Below are 22992 nucleotides of genomic sequence, written 5' to 3'. Positions count from 1 at the left end.
GCTGGTTTTAACTGGCTTTAAACAATCCGAACCGTAAGCTCGAGCTTATATTTAATTATTGGAGATTATTATGTCTAGAGTTTGTCAAGTAACAGGCAAGCGTCCAGCTGTGGGTAATAACCGCTCACACGCGATGAATGCGACACGTCGTCGTTTTCTTCCAAACCTTCACACTCACCGTTTCTGGGTTGAAAGTGAAAACCGTTTCGTAACCTTACGTTTAACTGCGAAAGGTATGCGTATTATTGATAAAAAAGGCATTGATGCAGTATTAGCTGAAATCCGTGCTCGTGGCGAAAAAATCTAAGGAGCTAAAAAATGGCAGCTAAAGGCGCTCGTGAGAAAATCCGTTTAGTTTCTACTGCAGAGACCGGTCACTTCTACACAACTGATAAAAACAAACGTAATATGCCTGAAAAAATGGAAATCAAAAAATTTGATCCAGTAGTGCGTAAACACGTTATCTATAAAGAAGCAAAAATCAAATAATTTTGCTTATTTAGAAAAAGCCCGAACATTGTTCGGGTTTTTTTGTATCACAAATTTATTAAGGAACAAATCATGCCGGAACTTCCCGAAGTTGAAACTGCACTACGTGGTATTAGCCCTTATCTTAAGAATTTTACGATTGAGAAAGTTGTTGTGCGCCAGCCTACATTGCGCTGGGCCGTATCAGAGGAATTGATAACGCTAAAAAATGTAAAAATTGTCGATCTCACTCGTCGAGCAAAATATTTGATTATTCACACGGAAAAAGGCTATATCATCGGGCATTTGGGCATGTCAGGTTCGGTGCGAATTGTGCCACAGGATAGCGTAATAGATAAACATGATCATATTGATATTGTGATGAATAATGGCAAATTATTACGTTATAACGATCCTCGTCGTTTCGGTGCATGGTTGTGGACGGAGAATTTAGATGACTTTCATCTTTTCTTAAAGCTAGGGCCTGAACCGCTTTCTGATGAATTTAACGCAGAATATTTATTCAAAAAATCTCGTCAAAAATCGACCGCACTTAAAACCTTCTTGATGGATAACTCTGTGGTGGTGGGTGTTGGTAATATTTATGCGAATGAAAGTTTATTTATTTGTGGTATTCATCCACTTAAACTCGCTAAAAATTTGACTCGCAATCAATGTATTTCCTTAGTGAACACGATTAAAGATGTATTGACAAAAGCCATTATCCAAGGTGGAACGACACTTAAAGATTTTTTACAGCCAGATGGGCGCCCAGGTTATTTTGCACAAGAATTATTGGTATATGGCAATAAAGATAAACCTTGTCCGAAGTGCGGTACAAACATTGAAAGTTTAGTGATAGGGCAGCGTAATAGTTTCTTTTGCCCGAAATGTCAGAAAATGGGCTAGGGTGAGTTGGTTTTCTATGGAAAAGAGAGATGAAAATAGCGGCCAGAAACGACCGCTATTTTTAATTTACTGGAAATTCTTCAATGACAACAGGAAGTTGTAAAATTTTGCCTAATCGTAGAATAGTGACGAGAACTTTTGAATTAGGTTTTGTATTTGCGATAATTTGCATCATTTCTCGGGCTGAAATGCCTTCTTGATTATTTAATTTCAAAATGACATCGCCTAATTGAATGCCTGCTTTTGCTGCTGGGCTATTCGGGCTTACACCAGTGATGACTATGCCTTCTTCACTACTTGAACTAATGTCGCTTTGCACACCAAAATATCCTCGGATAACACGCCCGTCTCGTATAATTTTCTGCAAAACATCATTTGCAATATCCATTGGAATGGCAAAATTTAGTCCTTCTGCGATTTCATTGGCGGTTTTGCCAATACTAAGGGTGCTGATTCCAACCAATTCCCCTGCAGAATTAATTAATGCGCCACCTGAGTTGCCGCGGTTAATTGAAGCATCGGTTTGGATAAAGTTCTGTCTGCCAACAGAATCACCTACGGCATTACGTCCCACTGCACTAATAATACCTTGTGATACGCTTTGCCCTAAGTTGTAGGGATTACCGATAGCTAATACCACATCACCAACGTGAGCTTGACGATATGAGTTTTGTGGAATAGTTGAAAGATTATTTGCACGAATTTTGAGAACAGCGAGATCAGTGAGATTATCCGAACCAACAAGACTAGCCTCAAAAATATTTCCGTTTTGCAACGCAACTACAATTTGATCCGCATTTTGGATAACGTGTTTATTCGTCAGAATATAGCCATCTTTACTCATAATCACGCCAGAACCTAAGTTATTCACTTGTAGCTGATCGTTATCATTAATGCTGGCTGAAGAAAAAGAGCGGTTATAAACATTCACTACTGCTGGAGAGGCAATACGCACTGCATTTTTGAACGATACAATATCGTCTGAAGTGAAGATATTGCTGTTATTCAGTCTTGGAACCGCAAACAAAATCACGCCCGCAGCAGCCAAGCCCCAAAGTGCGGAATTGAAAAGTTTTTTAAGCATTTAGATTCCTTTCGGTGTGTAGGTTAATTTTATATCGTCACCGATTTGTTCTAATTCATTGAGTTGCCATAATGGTGCATCGGCAAGTTTAGTTAAATTCGGTAATTGGCATAAACCACGAGCATTGTCGCCAAGTAATTTGGGCGCAACGTAAATAATCAACTCATCGACTAATTTCGCATCAATTAAACTGCCCGCTAAATTTGTTCCAGCTTCTACCCAAAGGGTATTGATTTGGCGTTTTCCCAGTTCTTGCATTAATTCTTTTAGTAAATTTTCTTTTGGAAGAATAATTTGTTCACAGAAATCAGGAAAGCCTGCTAAATCTCGCGGTTCATTAGAAACTAACCAAACGGGAGAATGAGTTAAAAAAAGTTTATGAGTCGGCTGAATGCGATGTTGTGAATCTAAAATGACTCGCACAGGCTGTCGAAGATCTTCTTTTTTATATTCTGTTTGAAGATTTTCAGGGAATTCATCCCAACGAACATTAAGGCTTGGATCATCTGCAAGTACTGTCGCAGAAGTAGATAAAAGTGCGGATGATTTTGCGCGCATTTTTTGTACGTCCGAACGAGCATCAGGGCCTGTAATCCATTTACTTTCTCCACTTGCCATTGCTGTTCGTCCATCTAAACTCATCGCGAGTTTTAGTTGAACAAAAGGCATACCTTGACGCATTCGTTTTAAAAAGCCTTTATTTATTTTTTCCGCTTGATCGTTTAATAAATTCACCGCACTTTCGATGCCTGCATCAGACAACATTTTCAAACCTTTCCCTGCGACTTGAGGATTCGGATCTTGCATAGCAGCAATGACTTTCACTACCCCAGCCTCGATTAATCCTAATGCACAAGGCGGTGTGCGACCATAATGAGAGCAGGGCTCTAAGGTGACGTAAGCAGTTGCACCTTTGGCATTTTCGCCAGCTTGAGCTAAGGCAACACGTTCGGCATGAGGTTGTCCTGCCTTAAAATGAAAGCCTTCCCCCACAATTTCATCATTTTTTACCAATACGCATCCCACCGATGGATTCGGTGTGGTGGTATATTGACCTTTGGCGGCTAAATCCAAGGCGCGTTGCATAAATTTGCGATCTTGTGCGGAAAATTCGCTCATGGTTAATCCTTTAAGCTCTCAATCTCTTTGGTGAATTGATTAATATTATCAAAACTCAAATAGACTGATGCAAAACGAATATAAGCTACTTTATCGAGTTTTTTTAACTCATTCATCGCGAGTTTTCCAACCAGTTTACTTGGTACTTCACGTTCACCCGTCGCGCGTAATTGAAAGATTATATGATTAATTGCTTGTTCAACATCATCCGCACTTACAGGGCGTTTTTCTAATGCGTGCTGAATACCACTGCGTAATTTATCTTCATTGAACGGCTCTCGAGTGCCGTCAGTTTTAATAATTTTTGGTACGATTAATTCGGCTGTTTCAAAGGTAGTAAAACGCTCATGGCAATGACCGCACTCACGACGGCGGCGAACCTGATAGCCATCCGATACCAAACGGCTATCAATTACCTTGGTTTCTTCTGTAAAACAAAATGGACAGCGCATAGACAATTCTCCGTAAAAAAGGCCGTTATCTTAGCAAAAAATCGGTTCTTTGACGATTAGCTTTATGCCTTTCTCGTTTTCTTTTGTGCAAATAACAAACCAAACCAATCTTTTGTTTGTTTTAATAATTTTTCGATATTTCCAGTTTGTTCAAATCTTGAGGTTTGCGCCAATATGCGTGACCAATATGGTTCTGCTTGAGCGCCGTAGCTGTCTTCCCCCAGTTCCTGAAGTTTTGTAGAAATATTGTCAAAATCTACCGCACTTTCATCGTCCACAATAAAATCATTAATATTTCTTATGGTTGGCACCAATTGAATTTCTATTTGGCTTTGTAAATAATCTTTTACGTAAGTTTGTAATTGAGCGATAGCAGTTTCATGCTCAATAGGCGGTAATTCGATCACTTGATCTTGCGTAATTAATTTTGGAGGTACCTCATTTTCTTGTGTGGCACATTGAATCAAATAATAAATCCAAGGGCGGATACAATAGCGATCTTTGTATTTCGCAAAATGCCATTGAATCACCTGTGAATCATCGCCAAATAAAGGCTCCATATAACCAAATAGACGAATTTCTTGATTTTCATTTCGCCAATCTACGGAGAGATTGAAATCGACGGAAGCATGTTTGGCTTCGCCAAGATCTGCTATTTTCTTTTTAAATTCTAGAACATTGTTCCGAATATTTTCTGCACAAACCTTTCCAAATTCGGCTCGAGGTAACACGCCTTTAACTTCTGCTTGTCTAAAATAATCAGCAAAATTTTGTTCATCAAGGTAGATTAAGTCATTATTGAGCGCGTAATTATCTAACCCACTTAAGGTAAAGTTTTCACTGTCGGCAATACGATCATCTTCATCGCGGAAATAGACACCAAGTTGTTTTTCAAAGAAAAATTTCACAGGGTTTTCAACAAAGCTGACTAAACGATCCAGTTCAATTTCTTCGATTTTTTCTGGGTTTTCTGTCATTGTGACGGCAAATTCTGAATTGTTGGAACTCGCGTCAAATTTTGCTATTGGCAACCATTTTGTCGCAAAAGAGCGGGTGAATTTCTCGTTATATTTGAAATTATCTGGGCTAAATGCCGTCATCGGATGCTCAATCACCGTAAGAGTATTTTCGCTTTGCCCTTGATTAATATAATCTAAGAGTTGGCTTACCAATACAGAAGGTTCTTTCGGTTGATTATCTGTAATGGAACGGCCAACATAGCTGATATAGCAATAATCACGTGCTGCCAATAAGGCTTCTAAGAACAAATAGCGATCATCATCACGGCGAACACGGTCGCCTTTTTGATGGTGATATTGCATTAAATCAAAACTGTTTGGTGTTTGTGTTCTTGGGTAATCCGAATCATTCATTCCAAGTAAACAAACCACTTTGAATGGTACAGAACGCATTGGTAATAAGGTGCAGAAGTTTACTTTTCCTGCAAGGAATTTGAGGCTATTTGGTGAATCTTCTAATTTCATTGTGATGACATCGGCAATCACATCTGCTTGTAATTCTTCAGTAAAATGGAGAGATTTTAGATGCTCAGCTAATTCATTAATTTTCTCTTGAATATAGAAAATCGTGTCGCTTGTGTCTTCATTTTGCAAGAAGAAATCTGATAAAAGTGCGGTTAAAATTTCTTGCCATTTTTCAATAGAATGCGCTTGTTGCAGCGTTTCATGCAGCGCGGAAAGTGCGGTGAAAAAGTGAGATAAATTTCCAGCAAGTTCACCTTTTAAGCCATAGCTGCTGTTTAACCCCAGACTTTCTTGCCAAATGCCGTGTTCTTCACGCATCGCATAGCCTAAAATCATTCGTTCTAATCCAGCCTGCCAAGAATTGAAATTGATGCTATCTTGATTTTTTTGCAAACCGAAACGAATCCCTGAATCTGCCACCCATTCTCTCACTAATGGCAAATCAGCAAGAGAAATATTAAATCGTTCTCGCATCGCAGGAATATCCAACAATGCTAAGACATCTTCTGCACTAAAATTGCTTTCTTTTAAGCGCAATAAGGCTAAGTAACTTGAGACCAACACATCGCTTTCTGAAAGTTTATTATCTGAAAGTGAAAATGGAATTTGTGGCGCATCTCCATTTTTTTGTCCAAAAACTGCCTGAATATAAGGTGTGTATTGGTTTATATCTGCCACCATAACAACCACATCTTTTGGCGTAAGGTTAGGATCTTGATTGAATAAATCCAGTAAATAATCGTGCAATACTTCTACTTCCCGCATAGCACTGTGGCAAGAATGTAGGGTTAAAGCGCGGTCATTTTTTGCGATATTTAACGGTTTATTTTCTAAATGCAGAATTTGAGACTGCAATTGTCCAAGTAAACTGTTCGATTTAATTTCTTGATAAGCATTGACAGGATAAGTTGGAATATGTTCTTCATCTCTCACCAATGTATAGAGAAAATCTCGCGCCATTTTTCCCCAAGCCGCCAGTAACGGATTACCTACTTGAAGGTTTTCTTTTTGATAAGTGACATCAAACTGAGCGTTTTCTAGTTGAGAAAGTTGATCCTCGGAAAAGAGCGGTTGATTTTTATCTGGTTTATCCAATTGATAACGGTGACGAGAACGCAAATAATCGAGGCGTAAATCGCTAATATCTCCCCAATACTCTTGGCATGGATTATTAAAAAATAAATGAATATCCACTTCTGATGACATCGCTTGCAAAATATTGAGATAAGCAGTTGGAAGCGCAGGAATACCAAAAATAAATATGCGTGAAGGTAATTTTTTCGGTGCTTTTTTATCAGCAAGTAAGGCTAAGAATTGATTATGCAAAGCCGCTCGATGTGTGGCATCACCCACATCTGATTTAACATCGACAACCAATGCACGCCATAACTCACCTTGCCATTTTGTATTGCCTTGAATTTGCTCAAACAACGTATTATTCAGGTTAGGTTGTTGTTTTTGTATTTGAGCAGTAATTTGTTCATCTTCGCCTTTTTCCCAAGCAAAAATCCATTCTGGTCGATAAACTAAATATTGGTCAAATAAATCGGCAATTTTGCTGCTGAGTTGATAAAGTTTGTATTGTTCAGAATGAGGCGAGGATGCTAAATAATTGCGTAAAGGTGAAAAACTTTTTTTCTCTAGAAAAGTCGGGATTAAGCGCATTAAACGCCATGTCATTGAATCTTTATCAAAAGGGTTTTCTAATGCCGTCGCGGGTAAATTTTGAGCATAAAGTTGCCAAATAAAACTTGCTGGCATAGGAAATTTGAGGTTCGCTGAAATGCCTGTTTCTTTCGCTAATTCAATTTGCAGCCATTGCGCCATACCCGGGCTTTGCACCAAGATAATATCTTGCTGAAAAGGATCTTCAGGCGGTAAAGATTTGAATAAGGACGAAAGAATTTCTTTTTGTTTTTCGAGTTGATTGGAATAATAAACAATGAACACAATGGCGACCTTTTGATGATTTAATCTAGAAAAAGACAATGCCATTCTACTTAGTTTTTATCGAAATTTCACCCATTGGATAACGCACAATGACGCGTTTGTTTTCACATTGAACGCGAAAAGTTAAGCTATTTTGTTGTATTAATTGTTCACAAGCTAGTCCTAAAAATTGGCGTTGAGCTTGATTCTCCGCAATCTGTATCGCCTGAAAATCTTGATAAGTTTTCACCGCACTTTTTCGCTGGCTTGCCGTCCATTGATTGAAAGCAATAAATAAAAGGCTAAATAAAGCTAAAGAAAATAATAGGGTAGTGAGCGACATGCCTTTATTCATCTGGAACATTAAAATCACTCCAGCTTTTTTCTGCCAACTGCCACTGGCTATATTGTTGCACTAAGGTTGTTACGACAGGTTTTCCATAGGCCAACGTTACCCCATCTAAAGTTAAATTTCCGTTGGTGATCACCGCGCCACTAATCCGTCCTTTGCCTGTTAGTTTTAAATCGCCCTCTGCAATTAATACGGCAGACACGGTACCATTAATTTCAATTTCCGCTTGTGAATCTGAAAACCAATAAAGTTTAGGTGTTTTATTCGCGTTTAAAATCTTGGGCGGGGAAGGAAAGTGCGATCTAAAATCCGTGAGTTTTTCTGTGTGAATAAAATCTTTCAATGCACCTTGATTATCGCCTCGTGTAGGCGATTTTTTAAATAGACTCATTCTTTCACACCAAAGAAAATATTGAATTGCATCGGTGGCACCATCAAGCGTGATGCTGATTTGCTTTACACTTTCATTATTATTTAACGGTAAATCAAGGCAGGCAGTTTGTTTTTTCTCCTCTGTCATTTTTTGCAGTTGTAATGTTCTTTCCACATAGTGTTTTCGTTGATTTTGTTGCGCACGAAAAAAACTTAAATGGCTGTCATCTAACAATAAGAGCGCGGTTAATAATCCCGAAATAAAAATCAGAATGGTCAGCGTAATAATGCCTTTTTGTATTGTCATTATTTTTGATTCCGTTATTTTTGATTCCGTTATTTTTGATTCCAGAGCGCAACGACAAGGGATGTTTCATAACTGATGTTTGGGGTTTGTTTTAAATTTCCTTTTAGCTTGATTTCTAATCCTTTGCCTTCAATTAACCAATTAAATTGTAGGGTAGTGACTTCGTATTCATTGTTGTCTAATAAATCCGTCCAACCGCCTCCAGCGTTGCAAGCTGATTGTTGAAAAGCACGTTTACAAGTTTCTGCTGTGCAATTAGTAGGAATAACACGTTGATAAGTCAGTTTGGTTTTTATCATTTTGTTACTCACTTTATAACCGAATAATTCTTCAGTGCTGTTTTTCGATGTATTTTTCCCATTTTTCATACAGGTTTTCGGCGAATCTTTGCCAATACACCCATTTTTATTTAAATCATAAAAGAACAACACGCAGCTGTTAAGTGGGGCGTTATCTTCTTGGCTAATGAAAATGGCAGTGCCTTGTTCATCTAATTCAAATAAAGATAAATTGCTTTCTGTTGCTTTTGTATTTAATGCTCTAAATCCCAATCGACGAAGATCTTTACCAATAAGCTGTAATATTCGTTGTAATTCTGCTTGTAGTTTTAAATGCAATAACATGTGTTGATTTTGAGTTTGTATTTGCACATAAAAATGCGAAATGCTTAGCAATAATAAAGACGACAACGCCAGAGAAATCATCAGTGCTAATAGGGTTTGTCCTTTTAATAATGTTTTCATGATTGATTGCATGCACTAGCCGCTTGATTGGTTTTCAAACGAATACTGCCAACATTGAAAAATGAAAATAATGTACGTTCATTTTCCGCTTGTAGAATAAAGCAACGAGTAACACTGGTATTACGAGCACCATAAAACCTTGTTATTTCTTTGGGATAAATATAATGGCTTTGAATCATCGTTTTTTTAGGAAAATAAGGATAGTAAAAATGAGCATAGGCTTCTTTCGGGCAGTTTGTTGGGTTTAAACAATCACAAGTTTGATCGTTTTTTACTTGTGCCGTTAAGCACCATTGTTGTGTCGCAAGGTTACGATTGATAAGTAAGAACCACACTTCTGATGAATTTTCTGCACGAGCCTGAATTTGGCGTAGAAATAAATACAGGCGATGTTGCTCTTTGGCTAAAATCGTTTTAGGTGAATCCGTTTGCCATAATGGCACGGCAAAACTCAGCGCAATGCTGATAATGGCTAACCCAATCAATAATTCCACTAATGTCACACCTTTCTGCATAAAACTCTCCAATTTTCTACCGCACTTTAATGGTAAATAATGAGTAGAAAAATCGCTTCATACTATTTTTGCGATCCGTATCGCAAACTTTTCCTGAAAACCTATAAAAACCATTGTTTTATGATTTTCAACTGGTTATTTTGGCAAATCTCGCTATAATGGCGCGGAATTTTTCTGTTCTTTAAAATCTGGTGGAAATATGAATCCAATGTTAAATATCGCAATTCGTGCGGCACGAAAAGCGGGCAATGTGATTGCTAAAAATTATGAACGCCGTGATGCTATCGAAAGCACTCAAAAAGGTATTAATGATTATGTGACAAACGTTGATAAAGCGGCAGAAGCAGAAATCATTGAAATTATTCGTAAATCTTATCCTGACCACACCATCATCAGCGAAGAAACAGGTGCGCTTGAAGGCAAAGATAGCGATGTTCAATGGGTGATTGATCCACTAGATGGTACCCGTAATTTTATGACGGGCCTTCCTCATTTTGCCGTGTCTATCGCAATTCGTGTAAAAAATCGTACTGAAGTTGGTGTTGTTTACGATCCAATCCGTAATGAATTATTTACCGCGGTGCGTGGTGAAGGCGCAAAATTAAATGAAGTACGTTTACGTGTAGATAGTAAACGTGAAATTCAAGGTTCAATTTTAGCGACCGGTTTCCCATTCAAACAACCAAAATTAATGCCAACTCAATTTGCAATGATGAATGCCTTAATTGAAGATGCCGCAGATTTCCGTCGCACTGGTTCTGCAGCATTGGATTTATGCTATGTGGCGTCAAACCGTATTGATGGCTATTTTGAAATGGGCTTAAAAGCATGGGATTGCGCAGCTGGCGATTTAATCGTGCGTGAAGCGGGTGGTTTAGTCTGTGATTTTGATGCAGGTAACGGCTACTTACGCAGTGGCAATATCATTGCCGCACCATCACGCGTAATAAAAGAAATGTTAAATAAAATCCGCCCTTGTTTAGGTGCTGAATTTAATAATTAATTCTTTGATAACTAGAATAGCGCCAATAGGGCGCTATTTTTTTAGCTACGTTTAGATAATAAAAAACCCGACTTTCGCCGGGTTTTTATTTTACTTACAAGTTAATTACCATTGGTAGCCAACACTTGCACTTGCACCTGCATGGCCTTGTGAATTGCTGTTTACCGTGAATTTAACTCCAACTTTACCATTATCTGATAAGCGAGAGTAACCCACCGCTAACGCATTTTGTCCACGATATGTACCTGCACCGACAGACACCATAGATTTACCTGCTGTCGTAACATGATATAACCCACCTGATGCTAAAGCACCCGCAATACCTGCACGTAAGCCTTTATCAACATTATTGATTTGATTGCTGATATTACCTGCAACATATTTTAATTGGTTTACATTTACAGCATCAGTGCCATCTTTACCTGGTGCAACATTGGTAATACGTTTACCACCAGCGTTGATACCGTTTTCGTTGATATTAACGTCACCTACTTTCACTTCTTTTGCAGTGACAGAGTTTACTTTAATATCATCTTTCATCGATACTTTCACACCGTTTTCATCTGCAGTGGTGGTAATGTTTTTACCATCACCATTGACAGCCACCTTGCTACCTAGTTTTTTCACACCGGTGGTGCCTGTATCTGCATTAAAGGTTAAACCTTCCGTGGTAACTTTTGTATGCGCATCTACACCTTTCTTGATATCTTCTTTCGTTTTATCTGAAAGATCAACGGTATAGTCAGTCACACTTGTTGAACCATCTTTACGCGTCTTATCAGCTTTTGTCACTTTAACATGATTAGAACCAGCTTCAACTGCTGCAGAAGTATCATTAATACCTTTCGCACTCACTTTATAGATAGTTTGACCATTTGTTGCATCTGTACGAGATGTGATCTCAATATTTTCACCAGCTTCAACTTCTGTTTTCGCGGCTTTTAATTGTTTCACATTTACTGCATCGTTATCTGCTGTGCCATCTTTCACATTAGTAACGGATTGATTACCAGCATTGACACCACCTTTAGTTACACTTGGTCCACCTGTTATTGTTAAGCCATCATTATTTACAACTGTATCGCCAATAGTGATAGTACCATCATTACCCAACTTAACATCTTTAGAAAGTTTAACTTTCAAGCCGTTGGTCTCTTTGTCGTAAACCACACCGATATTATTTTCAGTGAGTTTAGTTGAGTCTGCCCCACCTGTAATATTTACTTGAGAACCTAACTTACGATTAATCACTTCTTTAGAGTCGCCTTTAAATTTCAAGCCATCATCTAAAGTCGCAACTTCACGTTTGATGTCGTTACCATTTTTATCTTTGTCAGTATAAACAATGCGAGTAACCTCTTTACCACCATCACGGTCATCATTAACCGTTGTCGTGCCTTTTTCTACGGTAATCGTTGCACTAGCTCCTGGTGTACCATCTTTTCCTTTCGGACCAGTTAATCCGATAGATCCATCTTTACCGCTGATTTCAACAGATGCGCCATCTTTGCCACGAACAGCAAGTGAGCCATCTTTTCCATCTTTGCCAGATTTACCTAAGCTAACATCAGGTCCCAGGCTTAATGTTACATTTGAGCCGTTTTTCGCAATTTTGATATTGCCATCATCATTATTCAAATCGACTGTAGTATCTCTCGTGATTTTGCTTGCATCCTTGCCGTGATTTACGCTTAGGTTCCAGCCATAGCCACCCACTTCATTTTTAAATTCTTTCAACTGTTTCAAATTCACGGCATCATTGTCATCAGTACCTGCTTTCACATTGTGAATTTGGTTTCCACCCATATCCACATTTCCACCACTCTTCACAGTTAAGTTCGTGGTGGTTGTATTGGTTGTGGTTACATTGGTAAATGTCACGTCATCTTTCGTAGCATAGATAAACTTGTTGCCGGATTTTTGTAACGCCATGTTTTTACCTGCAACGAAAGTCACGTTATTACCCGCTGCAACATTGCTATCTCCGTCACCAGAGTCCTCATTGGTTGTTACGCTATCGCCACGTTTAGCCACCCAATAACTTTCGTTAATCGCTTTCGTAATATTTTCTGCTGTAACCAGCTTGCCTTTGTCTGTGTCTTTTGGTGCTTCAACTTTACCTGCGTTATCGCCTGTTTTATTAACGGTTAAATCCACTTTTTCAACGGCTGGGATAACAGCTTTTAATACGCCACCTGTTTTTGTAATAGTGGTGCCATCAACAGCTACATCTAACTCATAGTTTTTAGCATTATCAGCACCAGTTGCGTTAATTGTGATTGGGCTATTCGTTGCTTTAGATACACTCGCTTGCGTGTTGGTATCTGTTGCCTTAATTGTGAAATTGCCATTACCATCATTATCAACAGTGACATTATCTCCACCTGTTAAGCTTGCTACGTTCGCATTCACTTGAACATCGCCATTCGCATTAACAACTGCTTTGGTGCCCTGTCCATCTTTAAAGGTTAAGCTATCACCTGGGTTGATAACAGTTTTAGCTGTAGTTTCATCCCCTTGTTTTAATTGGAAACCTGATTTTGCAATCGCATCGGCGACTGTTTTATCAGTCACTAAACCTGTTGCAGTTGTAATAGGGGTCACTGCGCCTGTTGCTTCTGTGACAGCAATCGTACCTGTTTTAGCCGCAACTGTATGGGTTTTTAAATGCTCCCCATCTTTCGGGGTGACGGTAATAAAATCACTACCTCTCACATCAACAGCTTCTTTCGCCACATCTTTCACATCATTTTTAGTCACGCTAACTTGATAAGTTGCACCTGCATCACCTTTAGCTTTGCCTGATTTCACATCTACCTGTGCAATGTTGTCATTGTCTTCTTTGCGCTCGACAACCTCAATCGCTTTCGCCTGAGCTTTAGCGGCTAATTTTCCGTTTTTAACCTCAAGCGTGCCCTCATCAATGTCTAAGCCAACTTTATAATCTGTTGTATGCTCTGTTGTATTCGGGGTTGGGGTTAATGTAATTGGACTATTATCCTCTTTTGATACAGTTGTTTTTTCTGAATGCACGGTAAATGTTTTACCTGTTGATGCATTTTCTGCAACATCTACAGATACATTTTTACCCGCAACAACAGTTGCAGCATTCGCTTTCAACTGAGCCACATTTACCGCATCCGTGTTGGCTTCACCTGCTTTCACGCCATGAATGATATTGTCACCCATGTTAATGGTTGAGCCTGCACCTACAGTAAATTTACCGTTTGGATTTACCGCAAGGTTAGTTGTATTGGTAGTTGTGAATGTGACCTCATCTTTTGTACCGTAGATAAATTTATTGCCATCCTTTTTCAATGCCATGTTTTTACCTGAAGCAAAAGTGAGTTCATCCCCAGCTTTGATTTTGCTATCAGCAGCGTCAGTTGATTCGGTGTTATCCTCTGTGTGCCCACCTTGTTTTGCTGTCCAGTATGTATCACCTACAATTTTAGCTACAGTGGTTGCATTGACCAATTTTTTACCGTCATCTCCAGTGACGTTTTCAACACCGCCCTTATTGCTAACGTTGAGGTCGGTTGTTGCTGCACTTAGCACCCCGCCCTTCTTGCTAATAGTTTTACCATCAACTGCAACATCTAACTCATAGTTTTTAGCATTATCAGCACCAGTTGCGTTAATTGTGATTGGGCTATTCGTTGCTTTAGATACACTTGCTTGAGTATTGGTGTCAATGGCGTTAATGGTAGAAACGCCATTTGTGGTCTTCACTGTTACATTATCACCCGCTTGAATACCAGCAACTGTCGCATTAATGGTAATTTTAGAAACGCCATTCGCTTCTGTAGTTGGTGTCACGGTAATGCCATTACCTGATGCAATATTGACTTTATCGCCTGGGTTAATTAAGCCTACTGTTTTATCACCAGCTTGTAATGTCCAGCCGCTATTATTAATAGCATTAGCAACTGCTTTATCGGTAGTTAATCCGGTTGGCGTGGTAATATTGTTGGCAGCCCCCGCTGTGAATTGAAGTTCGTTTGATTTGGTTGTATTGATTTCTAATTTATTATCATTTGCTTTGGTTGTAATAAAACTATCTGTCGCACCAACAACAGATAAACGTTGATCGTGTAAACGTACATCACCTTTTGTATTGTTGTCACCTTTGAAGGCAAGGTTCACGGATTTTAATTGCGCTACGTTTACCGCGTCATCATCTTCTTTACCTGCAGCTAGGTGGTTGATTTGACGGGTTTTGTCACCATTACCAATTGATAGTCCAGCAAGGTTAGAGGTAAGCGTTTTTCCATTGAGTCCACTATAGTGATTTGCTCGCTCATCATGTGTAGATGCATCAAAGCCAGTTTGACCTGAAGGTGCAGTTGTTTTTGATTCTGAACCTAAAGCAATACCATTGGCGATGTTTGCTATGGCACCTGAGCCAATGGCTACGGTGTTTCCTTCATTACTTATAGCTATATCATATGCATTTCTTTTTTGATCCCTTGAATCTTTAGATTTATCTGCAAGTTGAGCTTTTGTGATCAGGGCAGTTACTTTTGCATTGTTGCTCGTAGCTGTTTTTATTTGATTTATCGCATTAATGGCATCATTACTATTCGTAATTTTACGCAATTCATCTAGTGTCGCTTTATCTCCAGCAATAATCTCCCGGAAGGCTCTATCATAATCATAAAGTTTTGTTTGATAGTCTTTTTGTGCACTAATATACTCATTCACCGCTTTATTTTGTGAACCCGCAGTTGCGCCCGCACCGATAGCAACAGATTTATTTCCTGAAACTGAAGAATTTACACCAATCGAAATGCTTTGGTCACCAGCGGAAGACGCTGATTTTCCCATAGCAATAGCATCTGTTGCCATCGCATTAGCATTAGGACCAAGTGCTAATGCACTATTTTGATCAGAAATTGCATTGTTGCCTAATGCAAAACCATTTTCACCATAAGCACGAGAATCTTTACCTAAGGCGACCGCACTTCTTGCACGAGTATGTGCAGCTGTTCCTATAGCCATGGAGAATTCTGCATCAGTAATTGCTTCGTTACCTAATGCTATAGTTTTTTGACTGCGAGCTATCGTATCTTTACCTATGGCAATAGCATTATTGCCTTTCGCTCCATCATTATTTTCATTTCCGCCACCGCTAGATTTAACAGAGAAATATTTGATTTTATATTTAGGATTTATTTTTAAATCCCAAACAGTCTTATTTGGATCGGTGGTATCGGGATTAACGGTAATATCCCCATCTTTAGAGGTCACGTTATAATGTTTGATTGTCCCCACAACCGCCTTTAATTGCGCCACGTTTACAGCATCAGAATCTGCGCTACCTGGTGCTAGATTAGTGAGTTGGCGAGTAGTGGTGTCGTTACCTAGGGAGACTGCACCGGCAGTACCTTTAATAGTATCTTTTACTCGTGTTAATATTTTAGGATCGTTGATTAATTTAACTGGGGCATAAACGTCATTGTTGTTATTATTTTTATCATTATCATCAGTAATATGATTTGATTTTACGACATTGCCTTCTGAGCTGATTGTGATGTTTTTACCATCTAATGCAGCTCGAGTAGATGCTGATCCTTGACCTAATGCTACGCCACCTGCTTTGGTTACAGTTGCGCTAGTACCTACAGCCGTACCGTTCTCGGCTGTTACGCTTGATAAGCTTCCTAGTGCCGTGCCATTTGCGGCTGTAACACTCGCTTCTCGACCTAACGCAGAGCCGTATGTTGCTCCAGTATCTACCTTGCTATGCGCCCCCACCGATGTTGCATTTACTTCTAAGGCTTTTGCTTCATTACCAAAGGCAGATGCGTCCGCTTTAGTTGCTTGAGAATTATTACCAAATGCAGAAGAATAACTACCACTGGCTGTAGCGTTTGAGCCAAATGCGGCATCATAGATATTGGTTGCTCGTGCTGTTGCTCCAACTGCAACTGCAGAGTCTCCAGAAGCAGTAGCTTGTTTACCTAGTGCTGTTGCGTTGTTTGCTGTAGCTTTAGATTCGCCACCAAGTGCAGATGCGTACGAGCCGGTAGCGTTTGCTGATGCACCAGCTGCAAATGCAGCCTTACCATCTGCAATTGTTCTGTTCACTGCAATATCATCTTCATCGATTTTACCATCTCCTGTTAAATCCTCGCTAGGGACAACTCCAGAGCCAAGAGCTAGAGAAGATAATCCTTTGGCTTCTGTTTTAAAACCAACGGAAGTACTAAAGCTTTTTTCTGCGTGTGATTCTTTGCCTAATGCTATTGCATACATCTCTTTTGCTTCGGCGCCTTTACCTAAAGCTGTACTGTAATCAGCCTTGGCTTGCGCACCTTCACCAAACGCAGATGAATTATTTCCTAGAGCTTGAGCTCCATTACCTACAGCTGTTGAAAATTGTCCTTCAGCTTTTGCATTGGAACCAATAGCTGTATCTCCCTCTTTTTTAGCGTAGCTATTGCTACCAATAGCGATTTGACCTCTGGAGTCCGCAACGCCTACTGAACCTGCAGTCACTCTTTCCGTAACTGCATTTGCACCAATTGCAACGGCATATCCATCCTTGGCTTGAGCTTTATTGCCATACGCAACAGAATCGTGGTTATTAGCAAAGCTGCCTGTACCAATTGCCATGCCGTTTCCAATAACTTCTCCAGGAGGTATAGCTGATCTTGCAGCTTCAGCATCCCCAATAATAGCCCCAGCAGAAACTGCTGCTAAAACTACCGCACTTAATGTTTTACTTGATTTTGTTTTGCCTTTTGCTCGGCTAAGTTCGGAAACGGCAACCCATGTTTGTGTGATCGTATTCCAAATAACTTTATAGATATGATTCATATTTTTTAATCCTATTTTGAAAAATTGAGATGTCCCAGTTCAATACTCAGAGGAAAACTTGAGAAGATTGAATGAGTGGATGGTTTTACAAATTAAAGTGTTTAATGAAAAGAATGTTTCCGCCTGGAAAGTAGAAAGATGTGAAAAACTAATTGAGTGAGTAATGACTTTGTTGCATTAAAAAAGCCAATAACATTCCATGTTATGCAATGTATAAAGTTCATTTTATGACCTGATTTATTATAAAAATAGTGAGATTAACTTTTTAGAGATATCAATTCATTTGTTTACTGAACTAGAAATAGACAAATAGAATTTGGGAAGAGATTGTACCACTTTATTATTTGAAATAGAAAGAAAATTTTTAAGAATAATAACCATAACCATAACCTGCATATTTTTTCTATTTATTCATGTTATTTATTTCATGTTATTTATTCTTTATTATGCAATTAGTTTTAATCACAAACCACGTGCAAAATTTAGGATTTTCGGTAGAATTCGGGTGAGAAAAATGCACTTTAATACGGATTTAAATTGGCGTGTGTTTTTTAATTAGTAAATAACTCGTCAATGGACGAATCTGAACCTCAACGAAGAAAACGACGACATTATGCTTCCAGAACTTGGCTTTTTCCTTCTTTTACTCGCAACAGCTAGCGCATTTTTTCTTGCGTTAGTGCCTCAATTTGGGTTATTCAAAAAAAATTCGACTTTAATTAATGCCGCTTGGCCGCTTAGTTATATTTTTACCCTTGCGACGACGTTATCAATTGGTTTGCTTGCTTATTCTTTTGCGGTGGATGATTTCACCCTTGAATATGTAGCGGCACATTCTAATTCCCAATTACCTACATTTTTTAAAGTGGCTGCCACTTGGGGCGGGCATGAAGGTTCAATGTTGTTTTGGTTATTTTCATTGAGTTTATGGCTTGCTGCTTTTGCTTTTTTTAATCGAAAAAATGACCGCACTTTTTCCGCTCAATCTTTATCTTTATTGGGATTGATTTGCTTTGGTTTTGCAGTGTTTATTTTATTTTATTCCAATCCATTTGGACGCATTTTCCCTGCACCGGCAGAAGGTCGCGATCTCAATCCAATGTTGCAAGATGTGGGATTAATTTTCCATCCGCCTTTGTTATATGTTGGTTATGTGGGCTTTGCGGTAAATTTTGCGATGAGTTTGAGTGCGTTGATTTATAATCAATCAGCACGACAAATTGCACGATCAATGCGTGGCTGGGTGTTGGTTTCTTGGTTGTTTTTAACCATTGGGATTGTGCTCGGTGCGTGGTGGGCTTATTACGAACTCGGCTGGGGCGGTTGGTGGTTCTGGGATCCCGTAGAAAATGCGTCTTTAATGCCTTGGTTGCTTGGTTTGGCGTTATTACATAGTTTAATGGCGACGGAAAAACAAGGCGTATTTAGTTATTGGACAACGCTTTTTTCTTTGCTTGCTTTTGCCTTTAGCGTATTAGGCACGTTTATTGTTCGTTCTGGCGCTCTCACTTCTGTGCACGCTTTTGCATTGGATAACACGCGCGGTTATGTGTTGTTATTAATTTTCTTTGTTTTGACAGTGTTAGCCTTTGGGTTATTCGCCTTACGAGCGGGCAGTTCATCAGAAAGTGCGGTGAAATTTCAGTTCGTTTCTAAATCGGGTGGCATTTTATTGCTGAATATTTTGCTTACCATTGCCACTGTTTCCACCTTTTTAGGCACCTTTTACCCGATGTTATTCCAAGCAATGAATTGGGGATCAATTTCGGTGGGAAGTCCTTATTTTAATAGTATTTTCTTCCCAATTATTACGGTGGTTTTAATCCTAATGGTGATTTCACTCACCATTCGTTGGATGCAATTTGATCGCACATTATTGATACGTTGCGTATGGTTGCTGATTCCGTCTTTAATTCTTGCTGGCTTGATGATTTGGCAACAGCTACGCCATAATTCAGCATTAAATTTCCATGCTTTCGCCTTTGTGTTATTAACTCTTGCGATTTGGCTTTTGTTCGTCACTTTGTGGCAAAATTGGAGACAAATTCGTTTGTCTCAATTTGGTATGATTTTAGCGCATTGTGGCGTGGCGATTGTGACTATCGGTGCGGTAATGAGTGGTTATTTTGGCAGCGAAATTGGTGTGCGTTTAGCACCGCAACAAAGTCAAACGTTGGGGCAATATGAATTTCATTATCGCCAATTTTCTAATGAAATTGGGCCAAACTTTACCGCGGAAGTCGCCTTTTTTGACGTAACTGAAAATGGCAAGCCTTATGCAGAAATTATCCCAGAGCGCCGTTATTACGATGTGCGAACAATGACAATGAGTGAAGTGGGGCTTGATGGCGGTTTTTGGGGCGATTTATATATTGTGATGGGTGATTCTCTCGGCAAAGGAGAATTTACTTTTCGCTTACACTATAAACCACTGATTCGTTGGCTTTGGGCTGGTGGTATTTTAATGGCCTTTGGTGCACTTTGTAGTGTTTTTGGATTACGCAGAAAACAGGAAAAATAATGAACAAAAAACTTATCTTTTTTGCACCGCTCTTTGTGCTTTTAGGCGTGTGTGTATTATTAATTGCTGGGTTAAATCAAGATCCAAAAAAAATTGCATCGGCTTTAATTGATAAACCTGTTCCAGAGTTTTATCAGGCTAATTTACATGAGCCATCACAAATCGTAAGCCCGAAAGATTTCCCTAAACAGCCATTTTTATTAAATGTATGGGGCAGTTGGTGTGGTTATTGCAAAGAAGAACATCCGTTGTTAATTGAGATTGCAAAAACGTTGCCTATTGTGGGCGTGGATTATCGCGACAACCCTCAAAATGGCATTGAAATGCTCAAGCGAATGGGCAATCCTTTCGTCTTAACTATTGATGATAGTCATGGGGAATTGGGATTAAAATTAGGCGTGGATGGTGCGCCAGAAACTTATCTTGTGGATGAAAATGGTGTGATTCGTTATCGTCATTCAGGTTTACTGGATAAAGAAACTTGGCAAACGGTATTTTTGCCAAAAATTGAAGCATTGAAGAACAAATGAAAAGCATATTAGATATTTTTACTCGTGGTTTTATTCAGGTTCAAAAAATAGTCTTTTTTGCGACCGCACTTTTATTCGCATTTTCCTTATTTGCCCAAGCGGAAATGGTGGATACCTATCAATTCCAAAATCAGGATGATCGTACTCGCGCCGTAGAGTTGGCAAAATCTTTACGCTGTCCACAATGTCAAAACCAAAATTTGGTGGAATCTAATTCGCCTATTGCTTATGACTTGCGTCTTGAAGTGTACAAAATGGTGGATGAGGGCAAAAGTAATCAGCAAATTATTGATCAAATGACCGCTAGATTTGGTGATTTTGTGAATTACAAACCGCCGTTTAAATGGAATACGGCGTTATTGTGGCTGTTGCCAGTCACTCTTTTAATTTTAGCTGCAGCATTGCTTTATTTCTCAAATAGAAAAAAATTGGCTCTATCTTTAGTCGAGCAGGGAACTGCGTTGGAAAAAGAACAGCGATATTTTTCTGTTAATGCTGAGTCTCATTCGGATCCTAAGCAAAAGGAACAAAAGACAGATTTCTTTGGGAAAAGTAATTACAAACTTTCTTTTGTGATTTTCTTTTTATTAATTGCTATTCCAACCGCTTATTATTTTTCTCTTGATCGTTTTAGTCGTGTTCAACAAGGCGAGCAATCGATGATTGAGCAACATAATCAAAATATTGAAATGAATGATGAACACAAAAATGAAAATGTGATTGAGAAGATCCAAAATAAACTGAGAACTGATCCGAATAATACGGAAACTTGGCTTCAACTTGGGGAAGCCTATGTGCAGAATAATGAATTTGACAGTGCGCTTATTGCTTATTCTAACGCAGAAAAAATATCAGGCAGTAAACCTAATATTTTAGGTTTGGCAGCCACCGCACTTTATTATCAAGCAGGCCAGCAAGTGACACCAAAAGTCGAACAACTTTTGAATGAAGCTTTGGCAAAAGATAAAAATGAAGTATCGAGCCTTTCTTTGCTGGCGACGATTGCCTTAGAAAATCGTCAATATCAGCAAGCCGGTGTATATTTACAACAATTATTAGATTCTGGTAATGCGGCAGTGGATCGTCGTTCAGTTATTCAACGAATGAAGATGTTGGATTTTTTACAACGTGGTGAAAAAGGGCAAAATCCGTGAGCCAATATTCTGAAAACATTATTATTGGTGCGGGGGCAGCAGGATTATTTTGTGCTGCACAATTGGCTAAGTTAGGCAAGTTGGTGACAGTTTTCGACAACGGCAAAAAAATTGGACGTAAGATTTTGATGTCGGGCGGTGGATTTTGTAATTTCACCAATTTAGAGGTTACGCCTGCTCATTATCTTTCGCAAAATCCTCATTTCGTCAAATCGGCGCTTGCGCGTTATACCAACTGGGATTTTATTTCCTTAGTGGCGGAGCAGGGGATTGCTTATCACGAAAAGGAATTGGGGCAATTATTTTGCGATGAGGGCGCAGAACAAATCGTTGAAATGCTGAAATCTGAATGCGATAAATATGGCGCTAAGATTTTATTGCGTAGCGAAGTTTCTCAAGTTGAACAGATTCAACATGATGAAAAAGTGCGGTTTGTTTTACAGATAAATTCAACTCAATGGCAATGTAAAAATTTGATTGTTGCTACGGGCGGGCTTTCTATGCCAGGGCTTGGCGCAACGCCATTTGGCTATCAAATCGCGGAACAATTTGCCATTCCCGTTATTCCTCCACGCGCGAGTTTGGTACCTTTTACGTATCGAGAAACAGATAAATTTTCAACCACACTTTCAGGCATTAGCTTGCCAGTCACGATCACGGCACAGTGCGGAAAATCTTTTCATAACCAGCTTTTGTTTACTCATCGTGGTATTTCAGGCCCTGCGGTATTGCAAATTTCCAATTATTGGCAGCCCACTGAGTCAGTGGAAATCGATTTATTACCGAACCACAATGTGGAAGAGGAAATTAATCAAGCAAAACAGCATTCGCCAAAACAAATGTTGAAAACCATCTTGGTTCGATTATTGCCGAAAAAATTGGTTGAGCTTTGGATTGAACAAGGCCTTGTGCAAGATGAAGTTATCGCTAATATCAGCAAAGTGCGGGTAAAAAATCTGGTGGATTTTATTCATCACTGGGAATTTACTCCAAATGGCACAGAAGGCTATCGTACAGCTGAAGTGACAATGGGCGGGGTGGATACCAAAATGATCTCTTCTAAAACTATGGAAAGTAATCAAGTCAGGGGTTTGTATTTTATTGGTGAAGTGCTGGATGTGACGGGCTGGCTCGGTGGCTATAACTTCCAATGGGCGTGGAGCTCGGCTTATGCTTGTGCAATGGCGATTGCGGAATAGCGTGAGGACTTTAGGATGGTTGATTTAGG

Annotated in this window: 17 protein-coding genes; 8 read left to right on the top strand and 9 right to left on the bottom strand. The window is 39.2% G+C overall.

All coding sequences use genetic code 11. From position 1 onward, the window contains the following. Positions 1-70 precede the first annotated feature (70 nt). The 3 genes from rpmB to mutM all read left to right on the top strand — a co-directional run bounded on the left by rpmB (position 71) and on the right by mutM (position 1377). Positions 71-307 carry a 50S ribosomal protein L28 gene (rpmB, locus tag A8M50_RS07810; RefSeq protein ID WP_005542826.1) on the top strand — a complete coding sequence of 79 codons (237 nt, stop codon included), beginning with the start codon at positions 71-73 and terminating at the stop codon, positions 305-307. Between the two features lie 11 nt (positions 308-318). Further along, a complete protein-coding gene (rpmG, locus tag A8M50_RS07805) occupies positions 319-489 on the top strand; it encodes a 50S ribosomal protein L33 (RefSeq protein WP_005613503.1) in 171 nt (56 codons plus the stop codon). A 72-nt stretch (positions 490-561) separates the two neighbouring features. Further along, entirely contained in the window at positions 562-1377 is an 816-nt protein-coding gene (mutM, locus tag A8M50_RS07800) for a DNA-formamidopyrimidine glycosylase (protein WP_005645919.1), read from the top strand. Between the two features lie 61 nt (positions 1378-1438). On the opposite strand, the gene degS is transcribed toward mutM, so the two are convergent. The 8 genes from degS to A8M50_RS07760 form a co-directional block, all read right to left on the bottom strand. Beyond that, the gene (gene degS, locus A8M50_RS07795; RefSeq protein ID WP_005645878.1) at positions 1439-2461 is read right to left on the bottom strand and encodes an outer membrane-stress sensor serine endopeptidase DegS; all 1023 of its coding nucleotides are present in this window, start codon (positions 2459-2461) and stop codon (positions 1439-1441) included. Next, the gene (gene ribD / locus A8M50_RS07790; RefSeq protein ID WP_005645967.1) at positions 2462-3580 is read right to left on the bottom strand and encodes a bifunctional diaminohydroxyphosphoribosylaminopyrimidine deaminase/5-amino-6-(5-phosphoribosylamino)uracil reductase RibD; all 1119 of its coding nucleotides are present in this window, start codon (positions 3578-3580) and stop codon (positions 2462-2464) included. It lies immediately after the preceding gene. Positions 3581-3582: 2 nt separating this feature from the next. Continuing rightward, positions 3583-4032, bottom strand: a complete 450-nt coding sequence (gene nrdR / locus A8M50_RS07785; protein ID WP_005627362.1) for a transcriptional regulator NrdR — start codon at positions 4030-4032, stop codon at positions 3583-3585. Between the two features lie 62 nt (positions 4033-4094). Beyond that, positions 4095-7466, bottom strand: coding sequence for an exodeoxyribonuclease V subunit gamma (gene recC, locus A8M50_RS07780; RefSeq protein WP_032826564.1), 3372 nt, complete (start codon positions 7464-7466; stop codon positions 4095-4097). 46 nt (positions 7467-7512) lie between these two features. Then, entirely contained in the window at positions 7513-7800 is a 288-nt protein-coding gene (locus tag A8M50_RS07775; protein WP_032826563.1) for a DUF5374 domain-containing protein, read from the bottom strand. Beyond that, complete coding sequence (locus tag A8M50_RS07770; protein WP_005645957.1) at positions 7793-8476, bottom strand: DUF2572 family protein; 684 nt, start codon at positions 8474-8476, stop codon at positions 7793-7795. The genes A8M50_RS07775 and A8M50_RS07770 overlap by 8 nt, the downstream gene beginning before the upstream one ends. Positions 8477-8505: 29 nt before the next feature. After that, positions 8506-9222 carry a PulJ/GspJ family protein gene (locus tag A8M50_RS07765; protein ID WP_032826561.1) on the bottom strand — a complete coding sequence of 239 codons (717 nt, stop codon included), beginning with the start codon at positions 9220-9222 and terminating at the stop codon, positions 8506-8508. Further along, on the bottom strand, positions 9216-9734 hold the full coding sequence (locus A8M50_RS07760) for a type II secretion system protein (RefSeq protein WP_005645912.1): 519 nt from the start codon (positions 9732-9734) through the stop codon (positions 9216-9218). Before A8M50_RS07760 ends, A8M50_RS07765 begins: the two co-directional genes overlap by 7 nt. A gap of 199 nt (positions 9735-9933) precedes the next feature. Between A8M50_RS07760 and suhB the strand changes: the two genes are divergently transcribed. Continuing rightward, positions 9934-10737 carry an inositol-1-monophosphatase gene (gene suhB, locus A8M50_RS07755; RefSeq protein ID WP_005633301.1) on the top strand — a complete coding sequence of 268 codons (804 nt, stop codon included), beginning with the start codon at positions 9934-9936 and terminating at the stop codon, positions 10735-10737. A gap of 105 nt (positions 10738-10842) precedes the next feature. Here the strand turns inward: suhB and A8M50_RS08925 are convergent, their stop codons facing one another. Next, entirely contained in the window at positions 10843-17559 is a 6717-nt protein-coding gene (locus A8M50_RS08925; RefSeq protein ID WP_081277089.1) for an ESPR-type extended signal peptide-containing protein, read from the bottom strand. A 613-nt stretch (positions 17560-18172) separates the two neighbouring features. On the opposite strand from A8M50_RS08925, the gene nrfE reads away from it, so the two are divergent. From nrfE to A8M50_RS07700, 4 genes are read left to right on the top strand one after another with little or no spacing between them, the layout of a single operon-like run. Continuing rightward, positions 18173-20080, top strand: a complete 1908-nt coding sequence (gene nrfE, locus A8M50_RS07715; RefSeq protein WP_005646233.1) for a heme lyase NrfEFG subunit NrfE — start codon at positions 18173-18175, stop codon at positions 20078-20080. Continuing rightward, positions 20080-20610, top strand: coding sequence for a DsbE family thiol:disulfide interchange protein (locus A8M50_RS07710; protein WP_005646224.1), 531 nt, complete (start codon positions 20080-20082; stop codon positions 20608-20610). Before nrfE ends, A8M50_RS07710 begins: the two co-directional genes overlap by 1 nt. After that, positions 20607-21764: a heme lyase NrfEFG subunit NrfF gene (gene nrfF / locus A8M50_RS07705; RefSeq protein WP_005646251.1), complete on the top strand. Its 1158-nt coding sequence runs from the start codon at positions 20607-20609 to the stop codon at positions 21762-21764. The genes A8M50_RS07710 and nrfF overlap by 4 nt, the downstream gene beginning before the upstream one ends. Continuing rightward, positions 21761-22963: a BaiN/RdsA family NAD(P)/FAD-dependent oxidoreductase gene (locus A8M50_RS07700; protein WP_005646226.1), complete on the top strand. Its 1203-nt coding sequence runs from the start codon at positions 21761-21763 to the stop codon at positions 22961-22963. The genes nrfF and A8M50_RS07700 overlap by 4 nt, the downstream gene beginning before the upstream one ends. The last annotated feature ends 29 nt before the right edge of the window (positions 22964-22992 follow it).

Source organism: Haemophilus haemolyticus, assembly GCF_001679045.1.
In the GTDB taxonomy this organism is placed as follows: domain Bacteria; phylum Pseudomonadota; class Gammaproteobacteria; order Enterobacterales; family Pasteurellaceae; genus Haemophilus; species Haemophilus haemolyticus.
Note: the sequence above shows the minus strand (reverse complement) of the source record. Positions and strands in the feature narration are given on the sequence as shown.

What these genes read in the sequence shown, in the direction of transcription:
- ribD (WP_005645967.1), bottom strand. Translation starts at nt 3,580, where the DNA reads ATGAGCGAATTTTCCGCACAAGATCGCAAATTTATGCAACGCGCCTTG.
- mutM (WP_005645919.1), top strand. Translation starts at nt 562, where the DNA reads ATGCCGGAACTTCCCGAAGTTGAAACTGCACTACGTGGTATTAGCCCT.
- nrfF (WP_005646251.1), top strand. Translation starts at nt 20,607, where the DNA reads ATGAAAAGCATATTAGATATTTTTACTCGTGGTTTTATTCAGGTTCAA.
- nrdR (WP_005627362.1), bottom strand. Translation starts at nt 4,032, where the DNA reads ATGCGCTGTCCATTTTGTTTTACAGAAGAAACCAAGGTAATTGATAGC.
- A8M50_RS07710 (WP_005646224.1), top strand. Translation starts at nt 20,080, where the DNA reads ATGAACAAAAAACTTATCTTTTTTGCACCGCTCTTTGTGCTTTTAGGC.
- A8M50_RS07775 (WP_032826563.1), bottom strand. Translation starts at nt 7,800, where the DNA reads ATGAATAAAGGCATGTCGCTCACTACCCTATTATTTTCTTTAGCTTTA.
- degS (WP_005645878.1), bottom strand. Translation starts at nt 2,461, where the DNA reads ATGCTTAAAAAACTTTTCAATTCCGCACTTTGGGGCTTGGCTGCTGCG.
- suhB (WP_005633301.1), top strand. Translation starts at nt 9,934, where the DNA reads ATGAATCCAATGTTAAATATCGCAATTCGTGCGGCACGAAAAGCGGGC.
- rpmG (WP_005613503.1), top strand. Translation starts at nt 319, where the DNA reads ATGGCAGCTAAAGGCGCTCGTGAGAAAATCCGTTTAGTTTCTACTGCA.
- A8M50_RS07760 (WP_005645912.1), bottom strand. Translation starts at nt 9,734, where the DNA reads ATGCAGAAAGGTGTGACATTAGTGGAATTATTGATTGGGTTAGCCATT.
- nrfE (WP_005646233.1), top strand. Translation starts at nt 18,173, where the DNA reads ATGCTTCCAGAACTTGGCTTTTTCCTTCTTTTACTCGCAACAGCTAGC.
- A8M50_RS08925 (WP_081277089.1), bottom strand. Translation starts at nt 17,559, where the DNA reads ATGAATCATATCTATAAAGTTATTTGGAATACGATCACACAAACATGG.
- rpmB (WP_005542826.1), top strand. Translation starts at nt 71, where the DNA reads ATGTCTAGAGTTTGTCAAGTAACAGGCAAGCGTCCAGCTGTGGGTAAT.
- A8M50_RS07770 (WP_005645957.1), bottom strand. Translation starts at nt 8,476, where the DNA reads ATGACAATACAAAAAGGCATTATTACGCTGACCATTCTGATTTTTATT.